Here is a 26,671-nt window from a genome sequence, read left to right on the forward strand (position 1 = left end):
GCTTGAAAGGTCAAAGACTAAAGGCTTGAAGTGATTCCTGGCTGACCTAAGCAAGACTCTCTCGCAGTGAAGCGTCAAATTTGCTGTGAATAGTAATCTTCCTATTAACATTTGATTTTAGGTAGCTAGTATTTTCTCTTAAACTCCTTTATACTGGGGCTAATTAGTTTCTAAATAAAGGAGTGAGAATTGGCTATGAAAGCGACAATGAAAGAAGTTGCAAAACTTGCCGGTGTCGGGGTGGGAACGGTATCGAGAGTTCTAAATAATGGTTCAGTCAAAGAGAGCACAAGAAAAAAAGTAGAAGCTGCGATTAAAGAACTAAACTATCAGCCGGATTATTATGCACGAGGTTTGAAAACTAATCGAACTTATACGGTTGCCTTAATTTTGCCAAGTGTTTGGCATCCATTCTTTTCTCAATGGGCTTTTTTTGTGGAAAGTTATTTAGAAAATAATTCCTATAAGATGTTTTTATGTAATTCAAGTGGAGATAGTTTGAAAGAACAAGAGTATATTCAAATGGTTACCCAAAATAAAGTAGATGGAATTATTGGTATTACATATTCAGACATTGACGAATATGTCTCTAGCAATTTACCTTTTGTTAGTATTGATCGTTATTTTACGGAGGATGTCATTTATGTAACGGCGGATAATGCCGCTGGTGGGAGACTAGCTGTCAATGAATTAATTAAACGAGGAGCTAAGCATTTAGCATTCATTGGCGGTTATCAAGAGACTCCTAATGAGACTAAAAACCGTCGGAAATATTTTGAAATTGAGTGTACGTCTAAAAATGTTGAGTATGAAGTATTGGAAATGTTAGAGCCAATCACCGGTTTACATAAACGAATTGCTCAATTTTTATATGAAAATCCAGAAATTGATGGGATTTTTACCATCAATGACAATATGGCACAAGAAGTGTGTAAAATTTTGAAAATAATGGGTAAACGAATACCTGAAGATATTCAAGTTATTGGATTTGACGGACAACGTTCACGTGATGGAGAACCTTACTTGGTTTCAACCATCACTCAACCAGTAGAAGAAATGGCAAAAAAAGCAGTCGAATTACTTTTGGATGTTATTGAAGGAAACAAAGTAGAAAATCGAACTGTCCTTCCTGTTAGTTTTGGAGAAGGCTGGTCAACAAAGTAAAACATCTGAAATCTTTTTGGTTTCAGGTGTTTTTTTTTCGAAAGGAGAAACAATGCGTAAAAGATTATTAGTTTTTTTAGGCTTATTTATAGTTTTTGGAATAGGGGGATGTAAGAACGTGTCAACAGAGGTTATGGCAATATATCCAAGATCTACGAATAGTTTTGTTGGAGATCCAATGCCTTATTATAATGGGGAAGAGTTTATGATGTATTATTTGGAAGACTTGAGAGATGGTCAAATTGGCTTTCACCCCTTCAGCTTAATGACAACCAAAGATTTTTATCATTACGAGGATTTTGGTGAAGTCATTCCCTTTGTCAATGAAGAAGACAGTCCAGAAAGAGCTTTGGGAACCGGTTCAATTATTCAAGATGACAAGGGAATCTACCACGCTTTTTATACAGGACATAATGGAGAGAGAAATCCTAAAGAAGTGATTATGCATGCGACTAGCAAAGATGGAGTCAAATGGAAGAAAATTCCTGAAAATACATTTGAGGGAGACGAAAGTTATGAAAAGAATGATTTTCGCGATCCTTATGTTTTTTGGGAAGAAGAAAGTCAAGAATATTGGATGTTGATTACAACTAGACAAGATGGCAAAGGAATTATTGCTAAATATACCTCATTGGATTTAGAAACTTGGGAAAATCAGGGGATATTTTTTGAAAATGACTTAGGAAACGATTCTAACCTAGAATGTCCGTCATTAGTAGAGTATAATGGCAAGTGGTACTTGGCATTTTCAGATCAATGGGATCAACGAGTGGTTCATTATCGTTTGGCAGATCATCCTAGTGGTCCATTTAGGGAACCAGATAGTATCGATCATGTAGATGGAGCGGGTTTTTACGCCGGTCGTCTAGAAACAGACGGTGAAAATTTATATTTAGTTGGCTGGATTCCTACAAAAGAAAGTCATGATGATCGTTTTAACTATAATTGGGCAGGAAATTTAGCCGTTCATCAATTGGTTCCGACGGGGGATCATTTATTAGCAAAATTACCGGAAGCGGTAACTGAACAATTAGATTTCCAATCCTTTCCATCGGGTTCATATGCTACAGGAGAGGAAATTATTGTTGAGGGGAACCTGTTAAAAAGTGAAATTGAAGTAACTCCAGAGACACAAATAGCGATAGAAATTGGGACAGAAAATGTATTGTTATTAGATTTCGAGCAAGAAAAAATGAGTTATTACAATACTTTTTTAGATGATGTACCACGGAGAAATCCTCAATCTGAAATGACGTTAAATTCATCTTTAACAGAGCTAATGATTGTACAAGAAGAAGGTATGTTTGTGATCTATGATGGTTCCTTTGTTCTTTCAAATCGTATCTACAAAAGCTCGCAATCATTTACGCTAAAAGTATTAAACGGAACAATTAACTTTAAATAAAATTTTGAAAAGAGGTTGGCATATGTTATACGGATCTATTGAAGCAGGTGGAACAAAATTTGTTTGTGGAATTGGAAATGAGGAATTGGAAATTATTGCTCGAGAAAGTTTTCCTACGACAACACCTGAGGAGACCATGAGTTTGGTCATTGACTTTTTTAAAGGTTATCAAGAGGAATTAGTTGCTATTGGAGTGGGTTCATTTGGCCCAATAGATATTCATACAGATTCAGCAACTTATGGGTACATTACATCTACACCAAAATTAGCATGGCAAAATTATAATTTTGTTGGAACATTAAAAGAGGCTTTTGATATTCCAGTAGCATGGACAACAGATGTAAATGCTGCGGCATACGGCGAATATGTATTTGGAAACGGACAAGGTTTATCTAGTGTTGTCTATTATACAATTGGAACTGGTGTAGGTGGAGGCGCTCTTCAAGAGGGACGTTTTACTGAAGGTTTTAGCCATCCTGAAATGGGTCATACAATGGTTGTCCCTCATCCAGAAGATGATTTTAAAGGAAGTTGTCCATTCCATGGGAATTGTTTAGAAGGAATGGCAGCAGGTCCTGCTATTGAAAAGCGTAATGGTCGCAAAGGACAAGATATTCCAGAAGATGATCCATTCTGGGAAATCGAAGCCTACTATGTTGCACAATGTGCGTATAACACAACATTGATGCTTTCACCAGATGTGATTATTTTTGGTGGAGGAGTTATGAAACAAAGACATATGGTAGAAAAAGTTCATCAAGCATTCACTAAACTGTTAAATGGTTACGTGAAAACTCCAGATTTGGATAAATATATTGTTACCCCTGCTTTAGAAGATAATGCTGGAACTTTGGGTTGTCTAGCACTAGCTAAAAATGCAAAACTACACGCATAAAAAGAAAAGAATCATCGGAAACTTATTCGATGATTCTTTTTTTACTTATACAAACTCTATTACCACCAATTTTCAGTGAATCAATGTAAAGATATTCAAAAATAAAACTTAGAAATAACTGACAGAAAAAGAAACTTTTACGTTTTTGAAGTAAAGAATAGAATAGGAATGTATTTTTTTTGTTTTATAGAAAAACAGGAAATCAAGATGATAACATACAAAAAAATTTTAAATTGGCTAAATTTCACGCTAAAGATATCATTTTTATAAAAAATCAATCATGTGTAAAAATGAACATTCGGTTTTTGTGTAAATTAAAAGTAAATTTTATGTAAAATCCGATCGTTATATGAGAATTGTCTTATAAAATATCTAATTGAAATCTAAAAGTACGTGTTTGGAAAAAGTGTTAGAATAAAAGGTGCATGTTAATAAATTTTTTGGAGGGTTTCTCATGATTGAAGTTATCGACTTGAAAAAAGTGTTCGATAATGGTTTTGAAGCATTGAAATCTGTCAACTTTACGATTGAAAAAGGAGACTTGGTTTGTTTATTAGGTCCAAGTGGTTGTGGAAAGTCAACAATCTTAAATTTAATCGCAGGATTATTAAGTCCATCTGACGGAGATATTCAGTTTAGTGGTTCATCGGTAGTCAAAACCGAGCCTAAAGATCGTAACATTGGATTTGTTTTTCAGAACTACGCTTTGTATCCTCATATGACAGTTTTAGAAAATGTCATGTTTCCTTTAACAGTTGGGAAAAAGAAAGTTTCAAAAGCTGAGGCGAAAGCTGTTGCAGAAGAATATATGAAATTGACCAATATTGAAGAATTGGCCAATAAAAAGCCAGGTACTTTGTCTGGTGGACAACAACAACGTGTAGCGATTACTAGAGCACTTGTTCAGAAGCCGGAAGTGTTACTTTTAGATGAACCATTAAGTAACTTAGATGCTCGCTTGCGCTTGCGTATCCGTGAAGAAATCCGCCGTTTGGTCAAAGAAGTTGGCATTACAACTATTTTTGTTACTCATGACCAAGAAGAAGCTTTGTCGATTAGTGACAAAATTATTCTTTTAAATGAAGGAGTCATCCAACAAAATGATGATCCTCAAAACCTTTACTTAGAACCAAAAAATTTATTTGTGGCTAAATTCATTGGAAATCCAATCATCAATATTTTACCTGTTGAAATTAGAAATGGCATGATGATTCATGAGGGTTTTCAAACACCAATCAGTCATTTTACTGCTAGTCGCTTAAAAGAGCCATTAACAGATGGGCATTATTCTTTAGGTGTTCGACCAGAAGATGTATTAGTTACTGAAGAGATGGGTCTGTTTTCAATTGACGTTCGTGGGGTTGAATTGATTGGTAGAGAACGTATTTTAAACTTTGATTTAGATGACACACATATCAAGTCAATTGTCAGTATTGAAGAAGTTATTGAAGAAGGCGATCAAGTTTCTTTTGATCTGGCATATGGTAAGTCCTTTATTTTCAAAGAAAATGGAGAAAGAATTTACTAATGATGAAGAAAAAATACAATCCGGAAAACCAACCCAAAGCATGGTTATTCCTTTTGCCATCTTTAGGTCTAATTCTTTTATTTAATGTCTATCCATTATTTCGTTCTTTGTTTATGAGTTTTCAAAAAGGCTCACTAATCAATCAACAATACGCAGGGATAGAAAATTATCAACGGGTGCTATCCGATCCCGTTTTTCTGAGAGCCTTACGCAATACTGCATTATACGCATTTACTGTTGTACCAATCGCTTTAGTTATCGGTTTGGCAATTGCCTGGATTATTTTTGAAAAAGTGAAACACAAAAGCTTTTTTGAAACCATCTTCTTTATGCCTTATGTTACAAGTACAATTGCAATCGGGATTGTCTTCCGTTATTTCTTTAATGGTTCCTACGGTATCATTAATTTTATTTTGGGACTTTTCGGGATTCCAGCTGTTAATTGGCTAGACTCTATTCAAATGAGTATGCCGACCTTAATTATTTTTGGGATTTGGAATAGCTTGGCTTTTAATATTATCATTTTGTTAGCTGGACTAAGAAATATTGACAGTGAGCACTATAAGATTGCTAAGATGTTTGGTGCGGATAATTGGGAAATTTTCCGTAGAATTACTTTCCCGCAATTATTGCCAACGATTGCTTTTCTTTTGACGGTGAATTTAATTGGTGCCTTCAAAGTCTACAATGAAGTGTATGCATTATTTAGAGGAACCGCTGGAATTGCCAATAGTGCAACAACTGCCGTTTACTACATTTATGATAAATTCCATGTAGCAGGTCGTCCGGGCATTGCGATGGCAGCAACAGTTATTTTATTTATTATTATTTTAGTAGTGACTTTCTTACAAAATAAATTACTAAAGAAAGTGGGGGAATAAGATGAATCGAGTAGTAACGATTATATCCTACATTTTCTTGGCTTTACTGGCAGTCATTACCTTATTTCCATTTATTTATATGATTTTAGCAGGCTTAATGACCTATAGTGAAGTAACAAGTATTCCACCGACTATTTTGCCAGAGTCTTTCCAATGGCAAAACTACTCGGAAGTTTTTGCAAAAGCCCCTTTTATGCGTTATTTCTTAAATACGGTCTTTGTTTCCTCAATGACGACAATTGCGACCGTTATTACGGCTGTATTAGCCTCTTTTGCATTGACTAGTTTAGAATTTCGATACAAAAACCTAGTTGTTGCTTTGATGTTATCGTTATTGATGGTTCCTTATGAGTCTATTATCTTTACGAACTATCACACAATTGCACGAATGGGCTTGTTGAATACCTATAGTGCGCTAATTATTCCGTTTTTAACAAGTATCTTTTATATTTACTATTTAAATGGCTATTTGAGAAGTATTCCAAGTACTTTTTACAAAGCCGCTAAAATTGATGGAGCTTCCGATTTAGAGTATATTTGGCGTATTTTAGTACCAATGTCTCGACCGGCCTTAGTAACAGTGGGGATTTTAACCTTCATTTCTAGCTGGAACTCATTTTTATGGCCATTATTGGTTACGAATGAGAAAAAATTCCGTTTACTGAACAATGGTTTAGCTGCTTTTGCTACAGAGAGTGGAAGTGATATTCACTTACAACTTGCAGCAGCAACGTTGACTGTTATTCCAATTCTGATTATTTATTTAATTTTCAGAAAAGAAATTATTCAAGGGGTGGCTAAAAATGGGATTAAAGGATAAAACAACGATTACTTTCCATAGTGGAATTATGACAATTGGTGGCACAGTGATTGAAGTTGCTTATAAAGATGCCCATATCTTTTTTGATTTTGGAACAGAATTTCGTCCGGAGTTAGATGTGGATGATCAATTGTCTACCTTATTGGAACACCGATTAGTTCCAGAATTAAAAGGCTTGTACGATTCACGATTAGATTATGATTATCAAGGGGAAGATCATCGAGAGTATACAGAGACTGCTGTTTTCTTGTCTCATGTACATTTAGATCATTCCCGAATGATTAATTATTTAGATCCAAGTATTCCTCTTTACACTTTGAAGGAATCAAAAGCAATTCTAAATACCTTAAATCGAAAAGGGGACTTTTTAATTCCCTCTCCCTTTGAGAAAAGTGGTTTTACTAGAGAAATGGTTGGGCTTGAAGCACATAACATCATTCAAATTGGCGAACTGTCTATTGAAATTTTGCCAGTGGATCATGATGCTTACGGGGCATCAGCCTTGCTGATTCGAACACCCGATCAATTGATTACTTATACGGGAGACTTACGCTTGCATGGTCATAATGCAGAAGATACTTTAGCTTTTTGTGAACAAGCTAAGGATACCGATGTGTTAATGATGGAAGGGGTCAGCATTAGCTTTCCAGAACGTGAGGATACAGAAGAAAAAGTATTGAGTGAAGAGGATTTGATTCAACAATTCGTACAACTTGTTTTAGACAATCCTCATAGACAAATTACCTTCAATGGTTATCCTGCAAATGTAAAACGATTTGCTAAAATTATTGAGAAATCACCGAGAACGGTAGTCTTAGAAGCCAATATGGCAGCACTTTTACTGGAAATATTTGATTTAGCTGTTCCTTATTATTATCTTGATGGCGAAAGTCAGATTAACGAATTAGATTCTTCTTTAGAAATGAACTACCAAGAATTATTGAGTGATCAAACAACTTATTTGTGGCAAATCGTCGATCGATTTGAAAACTTGCAAAAAGGAAGTTTGTATATCCATAGTGATGCCCAACCTTTAGGAGATTTTGACCCTGAATATGCAATCTTTTTAGATTTACTTGCGCAAAGAGACATTGAATTTGTTCGTTTGTCTTGTACAGGGCACGCATTTCCAGATGATTTAACAAAAATCATCTCATTGATCCAACCAAAACTTTTGGTTCCAATCCATACCTTGCATCCAGAAAAACTGGAGAATCCGTACGGTGAAAGAATATTGCCAGAACGTGGCAGCAGCATTACTCTATAAAAAATAGTGGGGAGAGAAAAAAATGAAGTTCAAAAGCTTAGCAGCATGGACATTAGCAGCAACTGCAGCGTTAACGTTAGCAGCTTGTGGAAACAGCAACAATGAGGGAGAAACAGAAGCAGCAGATATCGTTACTGAATTACCAGAAGAAACTACGGTGACTTTCTGGCATGCGATGAACGGTGCGCAAGAAGAAGCATTGACTAAATTAACAGAAGATTTTATGGCAGAGAACCCGAATGTAAAAGTTGAACTGCAAAATCAATCTTCATACCCGGATTTACAAGCAAAAGTGAATTCAACTTTACCTTCTCCAAAAGATTTACCAACAATTACTCAAGCCTACCCTGGTTGGTTATGGAATGCAGCACAAGATAGTATGCTAGTTGACTTAGATCCTTACATTGATAATGATTCAATTGGTTGGGGCGATCAAGAAGCGATTCGTCAACCATTATTAGATGGTGCACGTATTAACGATGTTCAATACGGCATTCCATTTAACAAATCAACTGAAATGTTGTTCTACAATGTAGATATGTTTGAAGAGTACGATGTTGAAGTACCAACAAACATGGAAGAATTAGCAGCTGTCTCAAAAGAAATTTATGAGAAATCAAATGGTTCAGTTGTAGGAGCTGGTTTTGATTCATTAAACAACTACTATACAATTGGAATGAAAAATCAAGGTGTTGACTTTGATAGAGATTTACAATTTGACAGTGCTGAATCAAAAGAAGTGATTAACTATTATGCAGAAGGAATCAAAGAAGGTTACTTCCGTGTAGCTGGTTCAGATGCTTATTTATCTGGTCCATTTGCTAACGAACAAGTAGCAATGTTTATCGGTTCAATCGCAGGTGAAGGTTACACTGCTAAAGATACAGAAGGTAAATTTGCTTATGCGACAGCGGCTCGTCCAGATGCTATCAACTTACAACAAGGAACAGATGTATACATGTTTGACAGTGCAACTGCTGAGCAACGTACAGCTGCTTTCTTATACTTGAAATATCTATCTACTCCTGAATCGCAATTACATTGGGCAGTTTCAACTGGTTATATGCCAACATTAGATTCTGTTTTACACAGCGATGAATACAAAAATTCAGGTATGCAAGTCCCTCTAGCATTGGAAGATGCAACAAAAGAATTATTCGCAATTCCAGTTGTCGAAAATGCTGATCCAGCTTACAATGAAATCCGTTCAATTATGGAAAACATTTTAGCTAATTCAGATAAAGACGTCGATCAATTGATTGAAGAGTCTGTTCCTGTATTAGAAAACGCTTGGAATCAATAATAGCCAAAGGACCCGGGAAATGACAAACCGGGTCCTTTGTTTTACTATAAATGAAAGAACTTTTTAGATGGGACGAAATAATATGGAATTAAAAATTTTAGCAACGAGTGATATGCATGGCTACATTATGCCAACTAACTTTACTGAAAGAGGTTTGGATCTACCTTTTGGAACAGCTAGGGTTGCTACCAAATTAAAAGAACTTCACCGTGCAGCAAAGGGACCGATTGTACAAATTGAAAATGGCGATTTCATTCAAGGCTCGCCTTTAAGTTATTATGTTCGAAAAAATCCAGTCCATGGTGCCAAAGCCATTACCTCGATTATTAATGATTTACACTATGATGTCAGTGTTTTAGGAAATCATGAATTTAACTATGGAATTGATTATTTGGAAGAAGCTATTCAAAGCTACAATCATCCTGTATTAGCTGCTAATATTCTTAATTCAGAGGGCAAACCAGCCTTTGGTCAACCCTATACAATCATTGAAAAATCAGGTGTTAAAATCGCTATTTTAGGTGTGGTTACTCAGTACATTCCCAATTGGGAACAACCAGCAACGATTGAGGGACTGACTTTCGTTAGTATCATTGAAACAGTTAAAAAATATTTACCAGAGTTAAGAGCACAAGCGGATGTTGTGATTGTTTCTTACCATGGAGGTTTTGAAAAGGATTTGGTTTCTGGTGAACCGACCGAACGACTTACAGGCGAAAATGAAGGTTATGATTTATTACATCAAGTTTCTGGAATTGATGCTTTAGTAACTGGTCATCAGCACCGTCAAATCGCCACTAAAGTCAATGGTGTTCCTGTAATTCAACCTGGTTTTCAAGGGGCGTTCGTTGGAGAAATTATTTTAGAACTAGATGAGAACAATCATTACAAAGTAATAAATAGTGCAGCTACCCTTCATTCAGTTTCGGAAGAGCCCGTGGATCAAGAGATTTCAGATAAATTAGCAGATTTGAATGAAGAGGTTGAGACTTGGTTAGACCAACCGGTAGGAAAAGTTGATGGAGACATGCGAATTAGCAATCCTAATGCAGCTCGCTTAACAGAACATCCTTACATTGAATTTATCAACAAAGTTCAGATGGATGCTGGACAAGTTGATATTTCTGGCACAGCTTTATTCAATAATGATGGCAAAGGATTTAATCAAACCATTACGATGCGGGATGTCATCACAAATTATGTCTATCCGAATACTTTAGCTGTCTTGAAAGTGACTGGCGGGGAGTTAAAAGCAGCTTTAGAACAAACTGCGGAATATTTTGTACTTGATCAAGGAGAAATTATTTTTAATCCTAAGTTTGTTGAACCAAAACCGCAATATTATAATTATGATATGTATGAAGGAATTGACTATGTGATTGACTTAAAAGAACCAGTCGGACAAAGAATTACTACCTTTGATTATCATGGTGTACCGATTAAGCCAGAAGATGAGTTAGAAATTGTGACGAATCAATACCGAGCGGTTGGAGGAGGTAATTATGCGATGTTCAGTGCAGAACAAATTGTGCGTGAAATTCAAATCGACATGACAGAACTAATTGCTGAGTACCTACGCAAACATCCAACCATCGAAGCTACAGTGAATCACAACTTTAAAGTGATTGGTTAAAGATTAAATGAATTAAAAAATTGGAAGTCAAGCTATCCAAAAAAGTTACTCATTGCAGGAGAACGCTCTGAGCCTCTTTTTAAGAGTCTCAAAGCTTTCGGCGTTCAAACACCGTGTAAGAAGTAGAAATTCGCTACTTCAAACACGATGTAATTCATCCTCATCATTAGCCTGCGATGAGTACTTTTTCTCCCAGCTTGACTTCCAATTTTGCTAATGGTTTTTCTTAAGCCTATTGAAAATCTAAAATTATTTTCACTCAAAAGAAAATTTTGAATAAGCTGTAGGAACAAACGGAAAAAGTTTCCTTGTCGTGTCCCAAAGAGCTGAATGAATTACTCTGAATTAGTGCGGTTAGCACTTAATCAGAGATTGAACGTCAGCAGCCAAAGAGACTCTGTAAAGAGGCTCGTGGCGATCTGACACAATAAGGGAGCTTTTGGAGCTTTGTTCAGGAAGCTTATATCTTTATTTGCGAATAGAGAAAATAGAAGTTTTATTTAGAAATTTATTTCTTCTGTACATATTGCGTAATTGTTTTTTGATAATGTTCTGTATTCCAATCTGTTTGATTAAAATACTTTGCTAAAAGATAGCCAATATAAGGGCCGGTTGTTAGTCCGGACGAGCCTAAGCCGCTGGCAACGGCAATCGAAGAATCTTCTGCTAAAGGTCCAAAGAATGGCGCAAAATCTGAAGTATAAGCTCTTGTACCAACCAATTGATCGTCGACTTGGCGGAAGTTGTCTACTTCTTCTAAAAAAGGTTGGGCACCATTTACTAATTGAGCGACAGCTTCTGATGTAGGTGTAAGATCCCAGCCAGCTTCATTTTCATGAGTAGCTCCGATTAAAATTTTTCCATCTTCAAAAGGAATAAAATCGGCTTCACCATCCAACATGACTACTGGCCATTGTCCACTTGGGAAATCGGTTTGGTACACAAGTAGTTGTCCTTTTTGTGGACGGATATCAACTGAATAGCCAATTTTTTCTAACAAAGGTTTGATGGACGGTCCAGCTGTCACAGCTACTTGATCGACGTTCATTTGATGATTAGGACTGGTGACTAACCAAGCATTATCAATTTTTTCTAATTGTGCGGGTTCTTTAATCAAGTTGACGCCTTTATTCATAGCTAATTGTGTGAGATGTTTAAGATACTCTCGTCCATCTAAACGTCCGCCTCCAGAGATGAATAAGCTAGGAAGTGGCTTTAAAAGTGGATTTTTTTGTTGGGTTTCTTCTCCAGACAATAACTGGATTTCGCCAATTTCCGGTGCGGTTTCTTTTCGCTTTTCAGCTAGTTGTGCTAAGTCCTGTAACTGATGGGCTTCTCTTAAAATAATCGTGCCACAGACAGAATAAATTTCTTTGGTTAAACCCAAATCCTTCACTAGAGTGGGGAAGAAACTTGCACCGTCTTTGGCTAGTTGGTACCATTTTTTATTTCTTCGTTTAGAAAGCCAAGGGGAAATAATTCCGGCACTTGCACCGGTTGCTTGCCCGATACCTTCATCAAAGAGAGTAATTTCATATTGTGTTGTATCTAAATAATTTACTAAGGTTAATCCAATAATGCCTCCACCAATAATGGCAATTTTTTTCATGAATCTCATCCTTTCCTACCTAGTTTTAACACAAAAAGAGTATAATAGAAAGAGTTGTTATTATTTTTAAGGAGAAGACAATGCAAGATTATTTAGAACTATTTGCTGATTGGTATCCAGAATTCTTAGGTAATCATTTTTACCCTGTTCGTGTAGCAAAAACCTTTACTATAGAAGAACGAGAAGTATTGACTAACCAATTAAATCATAAACAGAAACAATTACTTGAAAAACATCGCAAATATCGAATTCGTTCCTTGTTTCTAAAAAATAGCTATATGCAGACGACACAATGGCGATTTTCTGAACTAAAGGTGAATCCATTTTATCCAGAGGCTTTCTCAGATGGCACCAAATTAAAATGTGATTGTGGTCGTCCTTTAAAGTATCAATTTATTTTACAATCGAATAAGAAAAAGAAAACTATCGCTTTGGGGATCAATCATTTTGCCGATCATTTAAATATTCCCATTGAAGTAGCTAGAGAAATTCAAAAGGGTGTCAATGAGATAGATATTGCACTTGATGAGCTTTTATGGCTTAAAAAGAATCAAGTTGTCTTTCCAGAATCGGTTTGGCAGCGATATTGTTATGCAATTTATCGAAATAATCAATTAGCTAAACCTATTCAACTAAATAAAAGACTGGCGCAACGTTTACTGGATTTTCGTGAAGCTCAAATGCCAGTATATATTTCAGATTATGAAGCAATGGAGACGGAAATTCGTCGAGTTAATCAACAAGCGCATGGAGATACGGCCAAATTTTTAGTCAATAAAGAGTTATTTGAAGAGTTTTATAAAGAACTTTTAGAAGACTTAAATGATGAACAACTTTTTATGGATAAAAAGTTTCTAACGAAAAATAGTCAGTATCTTATTATTTCAGAATCTAATAAAACCAAGATTCCTTTTTCATTTTACGAAGCATTACTTATAAAATTACAGACTTTAGAAAAAGACGATACTCTGCATTTGGAATTTGATTTTGCTACGTTTTGTCAAAGAGTAGGAAGAAATATCGATGAAAATTACTTAAAATTAGTAAAAAATCAGTTTCTTAAATATGATTTTCAACAACTATTTTTCTTGACGATTCCTAAAGTCATGCGAAATGGTTTGTTAAAAGCCATCAGAATTCAAAAAGAAACCAATGAAAAACACTATACGGAGAAAGTATCTCAACTTCCTGCAGTTTTCTTTCAAACCCTAGCATTGTTATTGAAAAGCCCAGATACAAGGGATGAACCTACCATTTTAACTCGGTATATTGAAAGCATGTTTGAACAGTCAAGCTCTCAATTATATATAGAAGATTTATTGAAGGCTACTGATAAATATCTAAAAGGAATAGACTTTGATGTTGCTTTTGAAAAGATTGAGCCGCAATTGAAGCTGCGTCTACAGGTTGTTTTAGAAAGAAAAAATATGATAGTATAAAAATATCTATTATTAGTATAGGAGGTGCAGTTATGGAAAAAAAAGTTAAACCAAGTCAGCGGGTTGCTTTACCTCGTTATCAACAAATTGCCGTGGAGATTGCGGAACGAATTGTTGAGAATCGGTATCAAGTTGGTGAAAAAATCCATGCACGCTCGACCTTAGCCAGTAATTATAATGTTTCTCCTGAGACAGCGCGAAAGGCCATTAATGTTTTAGTTGACTTAGAAATCATGGAGGTCCACCATGGGAGTGGTGCCTATGTGGCTTCTAGAGAAAAAGCACAACAATATGTAGAAAAATATAAAAACGTTCAAAGTATTCAAGAAATACGCCAAGAAATTTTAGAAGGTGTTCAACGACAGCAAGCAGAGTTAAATAATTTTTCTGAACTAATTGACGTTTTAGTTAGTCAAACCAGACAAGTTCGTGATTTCTCGCCCTTTATTCCTTATGAAATTAAGTTGACCGAAAAAGCACAACATTTGGAAAAAAGTGTGGTCGAATTAAATATTTGGCATGAGACTGGTGCAACGATTGTGGCTATTCAAACCCAAGAAGAATTGCTTCTTTCACCAGGCCCTTACGCTAAATTTAGTGTAGGAAATACAATCTATTTTTTAGGTAGCGAATTGAGTTTTCAACGAATGATGAATTTCTTTTATCCAACTGAATAGATTATAAAGGACACACAATTAAAATAATTGTGTGCTTTTTTTTGACAAAAGTGACCACACTATGATAAGTTAATATGGTCACTTTGTTGAAAATGTATGAAAATATTTCAGAAACAAAGAAAATAGGAAAAAGAGGAGTGTTTTTTTTTGAGTAAAGTTCGTGTAGAACATTTAACCAAAGTCTTTGGTAAAAGAAGCCAGCAAGCACTAGAGATGGTTAAAGAAAACAAAAGTAAAAACGAAATTGTCGAAAAAACAGGAGCGACAGTCGGCGTTTACGATGTAAGTTTTGAAGTGAATGCAGGAGAAATCTTCGTTATCATGGGATTATCTGGTAGTGGGAAATCTACATTAATCCGTCTATTGAATCGTTTGATTGAACCTTCATCAGGAGATATCTACATAGATGATGAGGATATCGCAAAAATGAGTAAAGAAGAACTACGAGAAGTACGTCGCCATAAAGTAAACATGGTTTTCCAAAACTTCGGATTGTTTCCGCAAAGAACAATTTTGGAAAATACTGAATATGGATTAGAAGTTCGTGGCGTACCAAAAGAAGAACGTCGTCAACGTGCGGAACAAGCATTAGATAATTCAGGTCTATTATCATTTAAAAATCAATATCCAAATCAATTATCTGGTGGGATGCAACAACGTGTTGGTCTTGCCCGTGCTTTGGCAAATGATCCAGAAATTTTATTAATGGATGAAGCTTTCTCAGCACTTGATCCACTGATTCGTCGTGAAATGCAAGATGAATTATTGGAATTGCAAGAACGAGTGAAGAAAACGATTATCTTCATTACCCATGATTTAAATGAGGCTCTACGCATTGGTGACCGAATCGCTTTGATGAAAGATGGTCAAATTATGCAAATTGGTACAGGAGAGGAAATCTTAACGAATCCAGCTAATGAATTTGTACGTGAATTCGTTGAAGATGTGGATCGCTCTAAGGTTCTAACTGCTCAAAATATTATGGTACCAGCAATTACAACTAATATCGAAATTGATGGTCCAAATGTAGCTTTACAAAGAATGCGTAAAGAAGAAGTGAGTATGTTATTGGCTATCGACCGCAAACGTCAATTAAAAGGTAGTTTAACTGCCGAATCAGCACAAGAAGCTCGTGCAAAAGGCTTAACTCTAAAAGAAGTGATTGATAAAAACGTTCAAAAAGTTCATAAAGATACGTTGATTTCAGATATCTTTAACTTAATTTACAATTCACCTGCCCCATTAGCCGTAATTGATGATGAAGATCGTTTGTTAGGTGTAGTCATCCGAGGAAGCGTAATTGGTGCTTTAACTGATACCGAGACAAAAGAAGAATCAGAGGAAGGAGTGACTGTGAATGCTTAATTTCTTACAAACTCCAATCCCTTTAGCTGAATGGGTTTCAGATGCAACAGATTGGCTAACAAGAACATTTTCAGGTTTATTTTCATTGTTACAAACAATAGGACGTGCTGCCATGAATGGTATGACAGATGGCTTACTATTTATCCCGCCGTTAGTGATGGTCGTTTTGGTCACAGTAGCAGCGTATTTTATTGGTGGTAAAAAATGGGGACTACCTGTCTTTACCTTTATCGGTTTGTTGTTTATTTATAATCAGAATTTATGGACAGCCTTGATGAATACACTGACACTAGTTATCGTTTCTAGTCTAGTCTCAGTAATCATTGGGATTCCATTAGGTATTTTGATGTCTAAAAGTGAAAAAGCGCAGAGTATTATTACGCCTGTTCTCGATTTCATGCAAACAATGCCAGGTTTCGTTTACTTGATTCCTGCGGTTGCTTTCTTTGGGATCGGAATGGTACCAGGTGTCTTTGCTTCCGTTATTTTTGCATTGCCACCAACTGTTCGTATGACGAATCTAGGTATTCGTCAAGTACCGACAGAATTAGTCGAAGCGTCTGATTCTTTTGGTGGTACAGGTAAACAAAAACTGTTCAAGCTAGAGTTACCATTAGCTAAAGGTACGATCTTTGCTGGGATCAACCAAACGATCATGCTGGCATTGTCAATGGTAGTTATCGCGTCTATGATCGGTGCACCCGGGCTTGGACAAGGTGTCTTGTCTGCGGTACAACGTTCACAAGTAGGGAACGGTTTTGTTAATGGACTGGCATTAGTTATCTTAGCGATCATCATGGATCGTTTTACACAAAATATCAATAAAAAGAAATAAGTTCAAGAAAAGCAAGAGACAGACCATGTAGTCTACATGGTTTTGTCTGGATTTTAAAACTAGACAATGGAAGGATGGTCACATCAATGAAAAAGAAAATTTTAGGTGCAGGTATCTTGGCACTAAGTTCTGTGATGCTTTTATCAGCATGCGGAAGCAGCAATGAATCAGGTTCAAGTGATTCAGTTGATTTGGTTTATGTAGAGTGGGATACGGAGGTTGCTTCAACATCTGTTGTTTCAGAAGTTCTACGTGACATGGGTTATGAAGTAAACATGACACCGCTAGATAATGCAGTTATGTGGGAAGCCGTTGCGAATGATGAAGCAGACGGCATGGTGGCTGCTTGGTTGCCAATGACCCACGAAGCACAATACGACCGATTTGCCGATCAAGTAGAGGACTTAGGTCCGAACTTGGATGGTGGAGCGAAGCTAGGTCTCGTTGTTCCTAGCTACATGGATGTAGATTCGATTGCTGATCTATCTGATCAAGCGGATCAAACGATCGTTGGTATTGACCCAGGTGCTGGTGTGGTTTCTGCTGCCGAAAATACAGTTGAAACCTATGACAACTTAGCTGACTGGAATGTGATGACTTCTTCTGGTGGCGCAATGACTGCACAATTAGGACAATCTCTTCAAAATGAAGATGAGATCATTATTACTGGTTGGTCTCCGCATTGGATGTTCTCACGCTACGACTTGAAATATCTGGAAGATCCTGAAGGAACAATGGGCGGAGAAGAAAGCATCCACACCATGGTCCGTCAAGGATTGGCTGAAGATAAGCCAGAAGTATACAGCTTGTTGGATAATTTCCAATGGGAAGTAGAAGATATTGAATCAGTGATGTTGGAGATCGAAGATGGTGTTGATCCAACACAAGCAGCAAGAAACTGGATCGAAGCAAACGAAGAGACAGTAAATAGCTGGAAAGAATAACAACAATTAAAAAGCTTGTAGGCGCATTGAGAAATCAGTCTGACTACAAGCTTTTCACTTAAAAAAAGGATGGGAGAATCGTTTATGAAATTAAAAACAATGGGAATGTTGACCTTAGGTGTGTCATTTGCTTTAGCAGGGTGTAGTGATCAAGGCGCTGACACGGAAAATCAAAGCGTCAGTGAGGCGGTTAATTACACCGTGACAGGAATTGAACCCGGAGCGGGTATCACAGAAGCTGCTCATAATACGATTAGCGAATACGATAACTTGGCTGGTTGGCAGCTGCAAGAAAGCTCGACAGCAGGAATGCTGGCAGAGCTGGAACAAGCAATCAATAATGAAGAACCAATCGTGATCACTGGTTGGACACCTCATTGGATCTTTGAAGAGTATGATTTAAAAATGTTAGAGGATCCAAAGAAAACACTGGGTGAAGCGGAAGAGATTCATACGATCGCCCGCGAAGGATTTCAAGAAGATCAGCCAAATGCTTATCAAATCATTGAGAATTTCCATTGGGATATTGACGACATGCAAGTAGTTGTTCGCGAAGCTGTCGATATTCCTTACGAAGAAGCTGCACAAAACTGGGTGGAAAGCAATGCAGATAAAGTAGCAGAGTGGATTGATGGAGCAGCAGATGGCAATGGTGAAACACTAGAGCTTGTCTCTACACCATGGGATACAGAACGAGCATCTGCACATGTTATCAAATTAGTACTTGAACAGCAAGGTTACGATGTCGTACTGACGGATGTTGAACCTGCCGTAATGTTCCAAGCAATTGCTTCTGGATCAGCCGACTTTAGTGTCGCTCCTTGGTTGCCATTGACTCATGGAGCTTTCCTTGAACAATATGGAGATGAGATCGATCAAGTGGGTATCAATCTTGAAGGTGCTCAAAATGCCTTTGTTGTCCCAGCATATGTCGATGTTGATTCAATCGAAGACTTAGAACCCAATCAATAAGTAAATAGCATAGGAAACTAAGAAGAAAATCCTGAAGAGCCTGCAGTAGTATTGAACCTCTCAGTATACTGCAGCCTCTTTTTATAAGAAGAGGAGTATAAGTTTATGAAATTAAAAACCTTAAGCATGCTGACTTTGGGTTTGTCCTTTGCTTTGGCGGCTTGTAGCAGCCAAGACACGGAAAATCAAAGCGTGAGTGAAGCGGTAGATTTTACGATCGTCGGAATTTAACCTGGCGCAGGCATCACACGTTCAGCAACGATTGCTCTTGAAGAGTATGAGAATCTGGCAGGCTGGGCGTTGCAGGAAAGCTCCACTACCGGAATGATCACTGAACTGGAGCAAGCGCTCAACAATGAAGAACCGATCATTGTCACTGGTTGGACGCCCCACTGGATATTTGAGGATTATGATCTAAAAATGTTGGAGGAACCGCTTGTTACTTTTGGCGGGGCACAGGAAGCACATACGATTACTAGACAAGGTTTCCAAGAAGATCATCCAGATGCCTACCAAATTTTGGATAACTTTTACTGGGAAATGGATGATATCCAGTCAGTGATGAGAGACGGCTTGGATATTCCTTTTGAAGAAGCGGCTCAAAATTGGATCGATGACAATCCAGACAAAGTAGCAGAATGGACAGACGGTGTACCAGAAGGAAACGGCGAAATGCTAAGTCTGGTTTCTAGCCCATGGGATTCAGAGCGAGCTTCGGCTCATTTGATCAAACGAGTACTGGAGCAGCACGGCTTTGAAGTGGAGCTGACGGACGTCGATCCAGCAGTGATGTTTCAGGCGCTGGCTTCCAGTCAAACTGATTTCACGGTGGCCCCATGGTTACCAGTGACTCAAGGTGCTTTGTATGAAGAATACAAGGATCAAATCGAGGATCTGGGTGTGAATTTGGAAGGTCCACAAAATGGCTTGGTCGTACCAGCCTATGTCGATATCGATTCAGTGGAAGAATTAGAACCAAGAGAATAAAAATAAAAAGGGATGTTGTAGAAAAAATATGAAAGCAAAAACAGTTGGAATGTATGCACTAGGCTTGTCGTTTATTTTAGCAGGCTGCAGTCAAGGAGAAGAAACAGCGAATCAAAGTATTGAAGAAGCTGTAGATTATACCTTCACCGGCATCGAGCCGGGATCAGGAGTTACTGAGGCAGGTCACAAGGTCATCGCAGATTATGAGAATCTAGCTGGATGGGATATGACAGAAAGCTCGATGGCAGGTATGTTGGTTGAATTGGAGCAAGCAATCAATAATGAGGAACCAATTATTGTGACTGGTTTTTCACCTCATTGGATTTTTGAAGAGTTTGACCTGAAATTTCTTGAGGATCCATTGAACTCACTTGGCGAGGCCGAAGAAATGAGATCGATCACCCGAGAAGGATTCGCAGATGACTTTCCAGGAGCCAATCAAATTATTGATAATTTTTACTGGGAAATGGAAGATATTCAGGCAGTCATGAGTGAAGCATTGGATATTCCATTTGAAGATGCAGCCCAAAATTGGGTGGACGCCAATCCAGACAAAGTAGCCGAATGGACGGAAGGCACACAAGAAGGCAATGGCGAAATGATTGAGTTGGTTGCTTTGCCGTGGGATTCTGAACGTGCACCATCCCATGTTATGAAAATCGTCTTGGAAGATCAGGGCTATGAAGTCAATCTTGTGGATGTCGAACCAGCGATCATGTTTCAGGCAATCGCTGCTGGCCAGTCAGATGCCAGCGTTTCACCTTGGTTACCGATTACTCATGCTGGCTTCTACGAGGCACACCATGAAGACATTGTTGACTTAGGAGCTAATTTAAATGATGTTCGTGTAGGAATCGTTGTTCCAAGCTACATGGATATCGATTCAATTGAAGATCTAGCACCAAGAGAATAATTTGTAAATAACTTTATTTACCCAAAACAGGAGAGGACGATTCAATATGTTAGTAAAATCGAAAAAAGCAAAAATTGGTTTATTGGCTTTAGGAACAGTGACTTTGACAGCTTGTGGTACAAGTGATCAGGAAACACAAAGCCTTGAGGAACAGGTTGACTATACGGTCATAGCGACCGAACCAGGAGCAGGTCTGACAACTCTTTCGCATCAAACGATCGAAGAGTATGACAATTTAAACGGTTGGTTTCTGCAGGAAAGTTCAACGGCCGGGATGCTGGCTGAACTGGAGCAAGCAATCAATAATGAAGAGCCAGTCATTGTTACTGCTTGGACACCTCATTGGATTTTTGACGAGTATGATCTGAAAATATTAGAAGATCCAAAACAAACATTAGGGGGATCAGAAGAGATCCGAACGATTGCTCGTCTTGGTTTTGAAAGTGAGCTACCTAGTGCCTATCAAATTTTAGATAATTTTTACTGGGAAGTAGAAGACATGCAAGCTGTCATGAAAGAGGCACAGGATATTCCTTTTGAAGAAGCGGCAGATAATTGGATTCAGGAAAACAGTGGGACTGTTGACGAATGGACAGCTGGAGTCGATCAAGGTAACGGAGAGATGATCGAACTTGTCTCTACACCATGGGACACAGAGCGTGCCTCATCCTTTGTAGTCAAGCAAGTCTTAGAAGATCACGGCTTTGAAGTGACGCTCACAGATGTCGAACCGGCAGTGATGTTCCAATCGATTGCTTCAGGTTCTTCCGATGTCAGTGTGGCCCCTTGGTTACCAAGCACACATCAAGCTTTCTATGAAAATTATGAAGGTCAATTTGTTGATATGGGACCGAACTTAGAGGGAACCTTAAATGGCTTTGTTGTTCCTGCCTATGTAGAGATCGATTCAATCGAAGACCTACAACCAAAAAATTAAATTGAAAAAGCAGTGAAATGTGTTATTTCACTGCTTTTTTGCTATTTTTTTCGCTTTTTCAGTATTGGCAAAATGTAGTTTTGCATAGTTGCCTAATAGTTGAACGCCACCTCGTTGAAGAATTTTGGCAGCTACTTGATCGGATTTTGCACCTGCACCAGAAGGAAGAGTTATTCCAACTTCTTGAGAAGCTTTTTCAAGTTCTTCTAAAAATTGTGCTCGACAAAGAATGGAAGCAGCAGCCACTGCTAAATGATACTGTTCTGCTTTGGTAATAAAATAAAGATTATCAGTGACTTGTTGTTTTTCGGAACGTAAATGTTTTCGATAGTTAGCTTCAGGGGTAAACTGATCAATCAAAATTCCCTCGGGCGTTTTTGGCGCAATATCTTTTAATAATAAAGCAATCGCTTGATTGTGCAGAGCAACTTTCATTCGTACAGCATTGTATTGCGGTTGAATTTGATTGTATTTCTCAGGTGTGACTGTCAACAATCGGTAATCAACCACTTCTTTAATTTGAGGTGCTAATTGACGAATTTGTGGGTCAGTCAACATTTTTGAATCTTTAACACCTAATTTTTTTAAGGTTGGTAGGACGCTTGATTCGCCATAAACAGCACAAACAATTAAAGGTCCAAAGTAACTACCATTGCCAACCTCATCACTTCCAATAATGCTTTTCTCGGCAAAATTTGCAGGCAAAGTTCCTGATTTTTGACTAGTTTGTTTAGAACTATTATTTACTCCGGTTTGCCATTTACTGGCTTCACTTTCAGCTTGAGCACCTTGGAACATAACTTTTCCAGAGGTATAAGCCGTGATGGTTAATCCGTCTTTTTTTGCAACAAAAGAAGTGTAAGGAACCTTTTTGTTTAAAAAATATTTTTGATAATGTGATGCTAATTTTTGTATTTCATTGGGGGTCATTTTAATGACACTTGTACTCATAATTTCAGCCTCCTCCCCCATGATTTTAACACAGAAGAAAAGTCTTTGAAATCTGAAGAATCTCTGGTGGAAAAAGATTCTTGTTTCTTTTATAATATTAGGAAACGTCTAAAGAAAAAAATTCTAGTAAGTGCTATAATAGGAGAGTACTTCTAAAAATAGGGAGCTGAAACAAGTGACAAAGCAAAAGAACCGTTTTAAGGCTGTCATTGATAATCAAACGTATATTATTATCGGACCAGAAACTACTGAACATATGAATATGGTTACAAAGCTTGTAAATGAACAATTAAATGAATTAAAAGAATTAGCGTCACAAACGAATTCTGAACAAGCAGCTATTTTATTGGCATTTAATGCTATTTCAGATCAAGTAAAAAAACAAGAACAATTACTTTCTTTAATGAAAGAAAATGAAGAGCTTCGCAAAAAAGCTGTCAAAGTAGTTGAGCTTGAAAATCGTATTAAACGAATTGAAGCCATCGAAGTAGAAGCCAAAGAAGCTTTGGAACGAAATGGCCGAAGTGATCTTGAAATCCACAATCACGTCGAAGCACAACAATTTTTGAATGCCGAACGTAAACGCAAAATTCAGAAAAAAACAATGCAAGGATGAGAGAAAGGAAACTAGAATGATTGGATTAGTGATTTTTGTAATCTTGCTTTTTGCCTTTTATGAAGGCGCGAGGCGAGGAACAGCTTTACAGATTATTTATACTCTTGGTTTTTTTCTGTCTTTCTTAGTCGCAAGAGCTTATTATCAACCGATTGGTGAAAGAATTGAATTGTATGTTCCATATTTATCTGTTTCACCAGAAACCACAATGACGATGTACACTCAAGAATATTCCTTTGATTTAGGAAAAGCTTATTATGCAGGAATCGCTTTTATTGCATTGGTTTTTGTTGGTTGGTTATTAACAAAATTTATTGGTATTTTATCAAGTGGTTTGCGTTTTATAGAAGTTTTCCCAAAAGATTGGATTTTATCAGGGACTTTGAACGTAATAATTGCCTACACAATTATTATGATGATTTTTGTACTTTTAACTACAATCCCAATCGATTTTATCCAGCAACAATTTGAAGAAGGTAAAATTGGCAGAACAATTGTGGAGAAAACACCTGTACTATCAAATTTGTTTGAAAAACTATGGTTTACAGACATTATTCACTAAAAATGGAGCAGTGTTGAAACCTGCTCCATTTTATTATGAACAGAAATTTGCCAGTTGCCACTCCTACTTTGTTAGTTCCGCTTACCAAGACCTTCAAGTTAGCGGAATGATGTGCGTGATGAGAATAGAATTTGAATTTTCGTACTCGGAAAATTTGATTACTTTAAAACGAAGTAGCACTAAAGCTCCAAATTAGTAGGATGGTACGCGTGGAGAGAATCAAACTTAAATTTGCCAGTCCTACTTACCAAGACATCCAAGCTAGTAGGATGGTATGCGTAGAGAGAATTAAACTTAAATTTCGTTTTACAGAAATTTAAATACGTTAAAACGAAATAGCTCAAATGCATTAAAAGAAATAAGGTTGCCAGTTCCACTTTGTCAGTTCCGCTTACCAAGACCTCCAAGTTAGCGGAATGATATGCGTGATGAGAATAGAATTTAAATTATCGTACTCGGGAAATTTGATTACTTTAAAACGAAGTAGCACTAAAGTTTTAAACTAGTGGAATGGTATTCGAAATTTCAAACAAACTTAAATTTCGTTTTACAGAAATTTAAATACATTAAAAGAAATAAGGTGACAAAAACAAATGAACAAACGTATATTAGAAACCTTGGAATTTTCTCAAGTGAAACAAATAATTGCTCAATATTTAGTCACTGCTCAAGGAAAAGAAGAATTACGTGATTTAACGCCTGTGACTGATAGTCAAGTGATAGAAGCTTGGTTAGCAGAAACAGAAGATGGTATCAAAGCTCAACGTTTACGTGGCGGAATTCCGGTACCAAAAATTGAAAATATTCGTCCCCACATGAAACGGATTGAGATCGGTGCGGATTTGAATGGTGTTGAACTGGCACAAGTGTCTCGTGTTTTGTCAACAACAAGTGAAGTCAAACGATTTATTGATGATTTAGAAGAATCTGAAATTGAATTTTCACGTTTGTATACTTGGGCAGAACAATTAACGACTTTGCCTGAATTAAGTCGTCGTTTGAAAGAAGCAATTGATGAAGATGGGCGTGTAACTGATGAGGCTTCCCCAGAACTAAGAATTATTCGTAATAATATTCGTCGCAATGAACAAAGCATTCGTGAGAGCTTAGATGGGATCGTTCGTGGCAATAATGCACGTTATTTAAGCGATGCAATTGTGACGATGAGAAATGAGCGTTACGTTATTCCTGTCAAACAAGAGCATCGTGGTGTTTTTGGTGGGGTGGTTCATGATCAAAGTTCTTCTGGACAAACATTATTTATTGAACCTCGCCAAATTGTGGAATTAAATAATCGCTTGCGCCAACATCAAATTGCTGAAAGAAATGAAATTACCCGTATTTTATCGGAACTTTCTGCAGAGTTAGTCCCGTATCGCAAAGATATTATTCATAATGCCTATGTGATTGGTAAATTTGATTTTATGAATGGAAAGGCTCGTTTTGCGAAAGAAGTAAAAGCAATCGTACCAGCCATTAGCGAAGAAAATCATATCGTGTTTAATCAAGCAAGACATCCATTAATTGACCAAGAAAAAGTAGTGGCAAATGATATTATGATTGGCGAAGAATATCAAGCCGTAGTGATTACTGGACCAAATACAGGTGGGAAAACAATCACTTTAAAAACGTTAGGATTGTTACAATTAATGGGGCAATCTGGTTTACCTTTGCCTGTTAATGAAGAAAGCCAAATGGGCATTTTTAATGAAATTTTTGCAGATATTGGTGATGAACAATCAATTGAACAAAGCTTGTCGACTTTTTCTTCTCATATGACTAATATTGTCTCTATTTTAGACAAAGTGGATCAAGATAGTTTGGTTTTATTTGATGAATTAGGTGCCGGAACTGATCCACAAGAGGGGGCTGCCTTAGCTATCGCTATTCTTGACGAAATTGGTGCAAAATCTGCTTATGTAATGGCGACTACTCACTACCCTGAGTTAAAAGTTTATGGCTATAATCGTACAAATACAGTCAATGCTTCAATGGAATTTGATGTGGATACCTTAAGTCCCACTTATCGTTTATTGATTGGTGTACCTGGTCGAAGTAATGCTTTTGAAATTTCCAAACGCTTAGGTTTAACGAATCATGTAATTGAAGCGGCCAAGCAAATCATGGATGGAGAAAGCCAAGATTTAAATGATATGATTGCTGATTTAGAAAATCGTCGAAAAATGGCGGAGACAGAGTATCTTGAAGTTCGTCAATATGTGGATGAAGCACAAAAACTGCATCAGGAATTACAAGATGCTTATAGTTATTTTTATGAGGAACGAGAAAAAGAATTAGCCAAAGCTCGTAAAAAAGCCAATGAAATTGTCGAAGAAGCAAAAGATGAGTCAGAAAAAGTAATTTCAGACATTCGTAAGATGCAGTTAATGGGTGGTCAAAGTCGAGTGAAAGAGCATGAGTTAATTGATGCGAAATCTCGTCTATCTGATTTGACCCAAGAAGAAGAAAAATTAACGAAAAATAAGGTCTTGAAAAAAGCCAAAGAAGCTAAAAAATTAAAAGCTGGCGATGAAGTCTTAGTGACCTCTTATGGCCAAAGAGGAGAACTTATTCGTCAACTGAGTAACGGTCAATGGGAAGTTCAATTGGGTATCTTGAAGATGAAAGTTGACGAAGAGGATATTCAATCTGTCGCACCGACCAAAGAGCCTGTTCAAAGGGTTGTCAATACAGTTCATTCCTCAGATCATGTTTCCAACCAACTTGATTTGAGAGGGAAACGTTTTGAAGAAGCTTTGAGTGAGGTGGATCAGTATCTAGATGCAGCCATTTTAGCGAATTACCCTCAAGTGACAATTGTTCATGGGAAAGGTACAGGGGCTTTGCGCCAAGGAATTATTGAATATTTGAAAAATCATCGCAGTGTTAAAAGCTATGAATTTGCGCCAAACAACCAAGGGGGAAATGGTGCAACAATCGTTAAATTTAAATAAAAAAAATTTAAACA

General features: G+C 37.1%; 22 protein-coding genes and 1 pseudogene. 21 read left to right on the forward strand and 2 right to left on the reverse strand.

What is annotated here, in order from left to right; translation table 11 throughout:
* Positions 1–195: 195 nt before the first annotated feature.
* From AC4BBX_RS13585 to AC4BBX_RS13625, 9 genes are all read left to right on the forward strand, one after another.
* Positions 196–1,164: a LacI family DNA-binding transcriptional regulator gene (locus AC4BBX_RS13585; protein WP_490454342.1), complete on the forward strand. Its 969-nt coding sequence runs from the start codon at positions 196–198 to the stop codon at positions 1,162–1,164.
* A gap of 118 nt (positions 1,165–1,282) precedes the next feature.
* The gene (locus AC4BBX_RS13590; RefSeq protein WP_490454343.1) at positions 1,283–2,569 is read left to right on the forward strand and encodes a family 43 glycosylhydrolase; all 1,287 of its coding nucleotides are present in this window, start codon (positions 1,283–1,285) and stop codon (positions 2,567–2,569) included.
* Positions 2,570–2,591: 22 nt separating this feature from the next.
* A complete protein-coding gene (gene scrK, locus AC4BBX_RS13595; RefSeq protein WP_490454344.1) occupies positions 2,592–3,464 on the forward strand; it encodes a fructokinase ScrK in 873 nt (290 codons plus the stop codon).
* Between the two features lie 454 nt (positions 3,465–3,918).
* A complete protein-coding gene (locus tag AC4BBX_RS13600) occupies positions 3,919–4,992 on the forward strand; it encodes an ABC transporter ATP-binding protein (protein ID WP_490454345.1) in 1,074 nt (357 codons plus the stop codon).
* The gene (locus AC4BBX_RS13605; protein WP_490454346.1) at positions 4,992–5,873 is read left to right on the forward strand and encodes a carbohydrate ABC transporter permease; all 882 of its coding nucleotides are present in this window, start codon (positions 4,992–4,994) and stop codon (positions 5,871–5,873) included. Before AC4BBX_RS13600 ends, AC4BBX_RS13605 begins: the two co-directional genes overlap by 1 nt.
* 1 nt (position 5,874) lies before the next feature.
* The gene (locus AC4BBX_RS13610; RefSeq protein ID WP_490454347.1) at positions 5,875–6,693 is read left to right on the forward strand and encodes a carbohydrate ABC transporter permease; all 819 of its coding nucleotides are present in this window, start codon (positions 5,875–5,877) and stop codon (positions 6,691–6,693) included.
* Entirely contained in the window at positions 6,677–7,960 is a 1,284-nt protein-coding gene (locus AC4BBX_RS13615) for an MBL fold metallo-hydrolase (RefSeq protein ID WP_490454348.1), read from the forward strand. The genes AC4BBX_RS13610 and AC4BBX_RS13615 overlap by 17 nt, the downstream gene beginning before the upstream one ends.
* Before the next feature lie 22 nt (positions 7,961–7,982).
* Positions 7,983–9,263: an extracellular solute-binding protein gene (locus AC4BBX_RS13620; protein WP_490454349.1), complete on the forward strand. Its 1,281-nt coding sequence runs from the start codon at positions 7,983–7,985 to the stop codon at positions 9,261–9,263.
* 82 nt (positions 9,264–9,345) lie between these two features.
* Entirely contained in the window at positions 9,346–10,896 is a 1,551-nt protein-coding gene (locus AC4BBX_RS13625; protein ID WP_490454350.1) for a bifunctional metallophosphatase/5'-nucleotidase, read from the forward strand.
* A 508-nt stretch (positions 10,897–11,404) separates the two neighbouring features.
* On the opposite strand, the gene AC4BBX_RS13630 is transcribed toward AC4BBX_RS13625, so the two are convergent.
* Positions 11,405–12,505 (reverse strand): NAD(P)/FAD-dependent oxidoreductase, encoded by a 1,101-nt coding sequence (locus AC4BBX_RS13630; RefSeq protein ID WP_490454351.1) that lies wholly within the window; start codon positions 12,503–12,505, stop codon positions 11,405–11,407.
* A gap of 80 nt (positions 12,506–12,585) precedes the next feature.
* Between AC4BBX_RS13630 and AC4BBX_RS13635 the strand changes: the two genes are divergently transcribed.
* From AC4BBX_RS13635 to AC4BBX_RS13675, 9 genes and pseudogenes are all read left to right on the forward strand, one after another.
* Entirely contained in the window at positions 12,586–13,944 is a 1,359-nt protein-coding gene (locus AC4BBX_RS13635; RefSeq protein WP_490454352.1) for a hypothetical protein, read from the forward strand.
* A gap of 32 nt (positions 13,945–13,976) precedes the next feature.
* Positions 13,977–14,621, forward strand: coding sequence for a GntR family transcriptional regulator (locus AC4BBX_RS13640; protein ID WP_490454353.1), 645 nt, complete (start codon positions 13,977–13,979; stop codon positions 14,619–14,621).
* Positions 14,622–14,768: 147 nt separating this feature from the next.
* On the forward strand, positions 14,769–15,986 hold the full coding sequence (locus tag AC4BBX_RS13645) for a quaternary amine ABC transporter ATP-binding protein (protein ID WP_490454354.1): 1,218 nt from the start codon (positions 14,769–14,771) through the stop codon (positions 15,984–15,986).
* Positions 15,979–17,765 (forward strand): annotated as a pseudogene (locus tag AC4BBX_RS13650) (ABC transporter permease/substrate binding protein). Before AC4BBX_RS13645 ends, AC4BBX_RS13650 begins: the two are co-directional and overlap by 8 nt.
* Before the next feature lie 84 nt (positions 17,766–17,849).
* A complete protein-coding gene (locus tag AC4BBX_RS13655; RefSeq protein ID WP_490454355.1) occupies positions 17,850–18,737 on the forward strand; it encodes a glycine betaine ABC transporter substrate-binding protein in 888 nt (295 codons plus the stop codon).
* A gap of 105 nt (positions 18,738–18,842) precedes the next feature.
* Entirely contained in the window at positions 18,843–18,968 is a 126-nt protein-coding gene (locus AC4BBX_RS13660; protein ID WP_490454356.1) for a hypothetical protein, read from the forward strand.
* 12 nt (positions 18,969–18,980) lie between these two features.
* Entirely contained in the window at positions 18,981–19,724 is a 744-nt protein-coding gene (locus AC4BBX_RS13665; protein WP_490455824.1) for a glycine betaine ABC transporter substrate-binding protein, read from the forward strand.
* Between the two features lie 28 nt (positions 19,725–19,752).
* Positions 19,753–20,637, forward strand: a complete 885-nt coding sequence (locus AC4BBX_RS13670; protein WP_455320689.1) for a glycine betaine ABC transporter substrate-binding protein — start codon at positions 19,753–19,755, stop codon at positions 20,635–20,637.
* Positions 20,638–20,683: 46 nt separating this feature from the next.
* Positions 20,684–21,574 carry a glycine betaine ABC transporter substrate-binding protein gene (locus AC4BBX_RS13675; RefSeq protein ID WP_490454357.1) on the forward strand — a complete coding sequence of 297 codons (891 nt, stop codon included), beginning with the start codon at positions 20,684–20,686 and terminating at the stop codon, positions 21,572–21,574.
* Positions 21,575–21,601: 27 nt separating this feature from the next.
* Here AC4BBX_RS13675 and rnhC read toward each other — a convergent pair whose 3' ends face one another.
* On the reverse strand, positions 21,602–22,525 hold the full coding sequence (gene rnhC / locus AC4BBX_RS13680) for a ribonuclease HIII (RefSeq protein ID WP_490454358.1): 924 nt from the start codon (positions 22,523–22,525) through the stop codon (positions 21,602–21,604).
* A 175-nt stretch (positions 22,526–22,700) separates the two neighbouring features.
* Here rnhC and AC4BBX_RS13685 point away from each other — a divergent pair, with 175 nt between their 5' ends.
* The 3 genes from AC4BBX_RS13685 to AC4BBX_RS13695 all read left to right on the forward strand — a co-directional run bounded on the left by AC4BBX_RS13685 (position 22,701) and on the right by AC4BBX_RS13695 (position 26,657).
* Positions 22,701–23,141 (forward strand): cell division protein ZapA, encoded by a 441-nt coding sequence (locus AC4BBX_RS13685; RefSeq protein WP_490454359.1) that lies wholly within the window; start codon positions 22,701–22,703, stop codon positions 23,139–23,141.
* A 16-nt stretch (positions 23,142–23,157) separates the two neighbouring features.
* A complete protein-coding gene (locus AC4BBX_RS13690) occupies positions 23,158–23,703 on the forward strand; it encodes a CvpA family protein (RefSeq protein WP_490454360.1) in 546 nt (181 codons plus the stop codon).
* Between the two features lie 593 nt (positions 23,704–24,296).
* A complete protein-coding gene (locus tag AC4BBX_RS13695; protein ID WP_490454361.1) occupies positions 24,297–26,657 on the forward strand; it encodes an endonuclease MutS2 in 2,361 nt (786 codons plus the stop codon).
* Positions 26,658–26,671: the final 14 nt, after the last annotated feature.

This window comes from Enterococcus sp. AMC1157 (assembly GCF_058216555.1).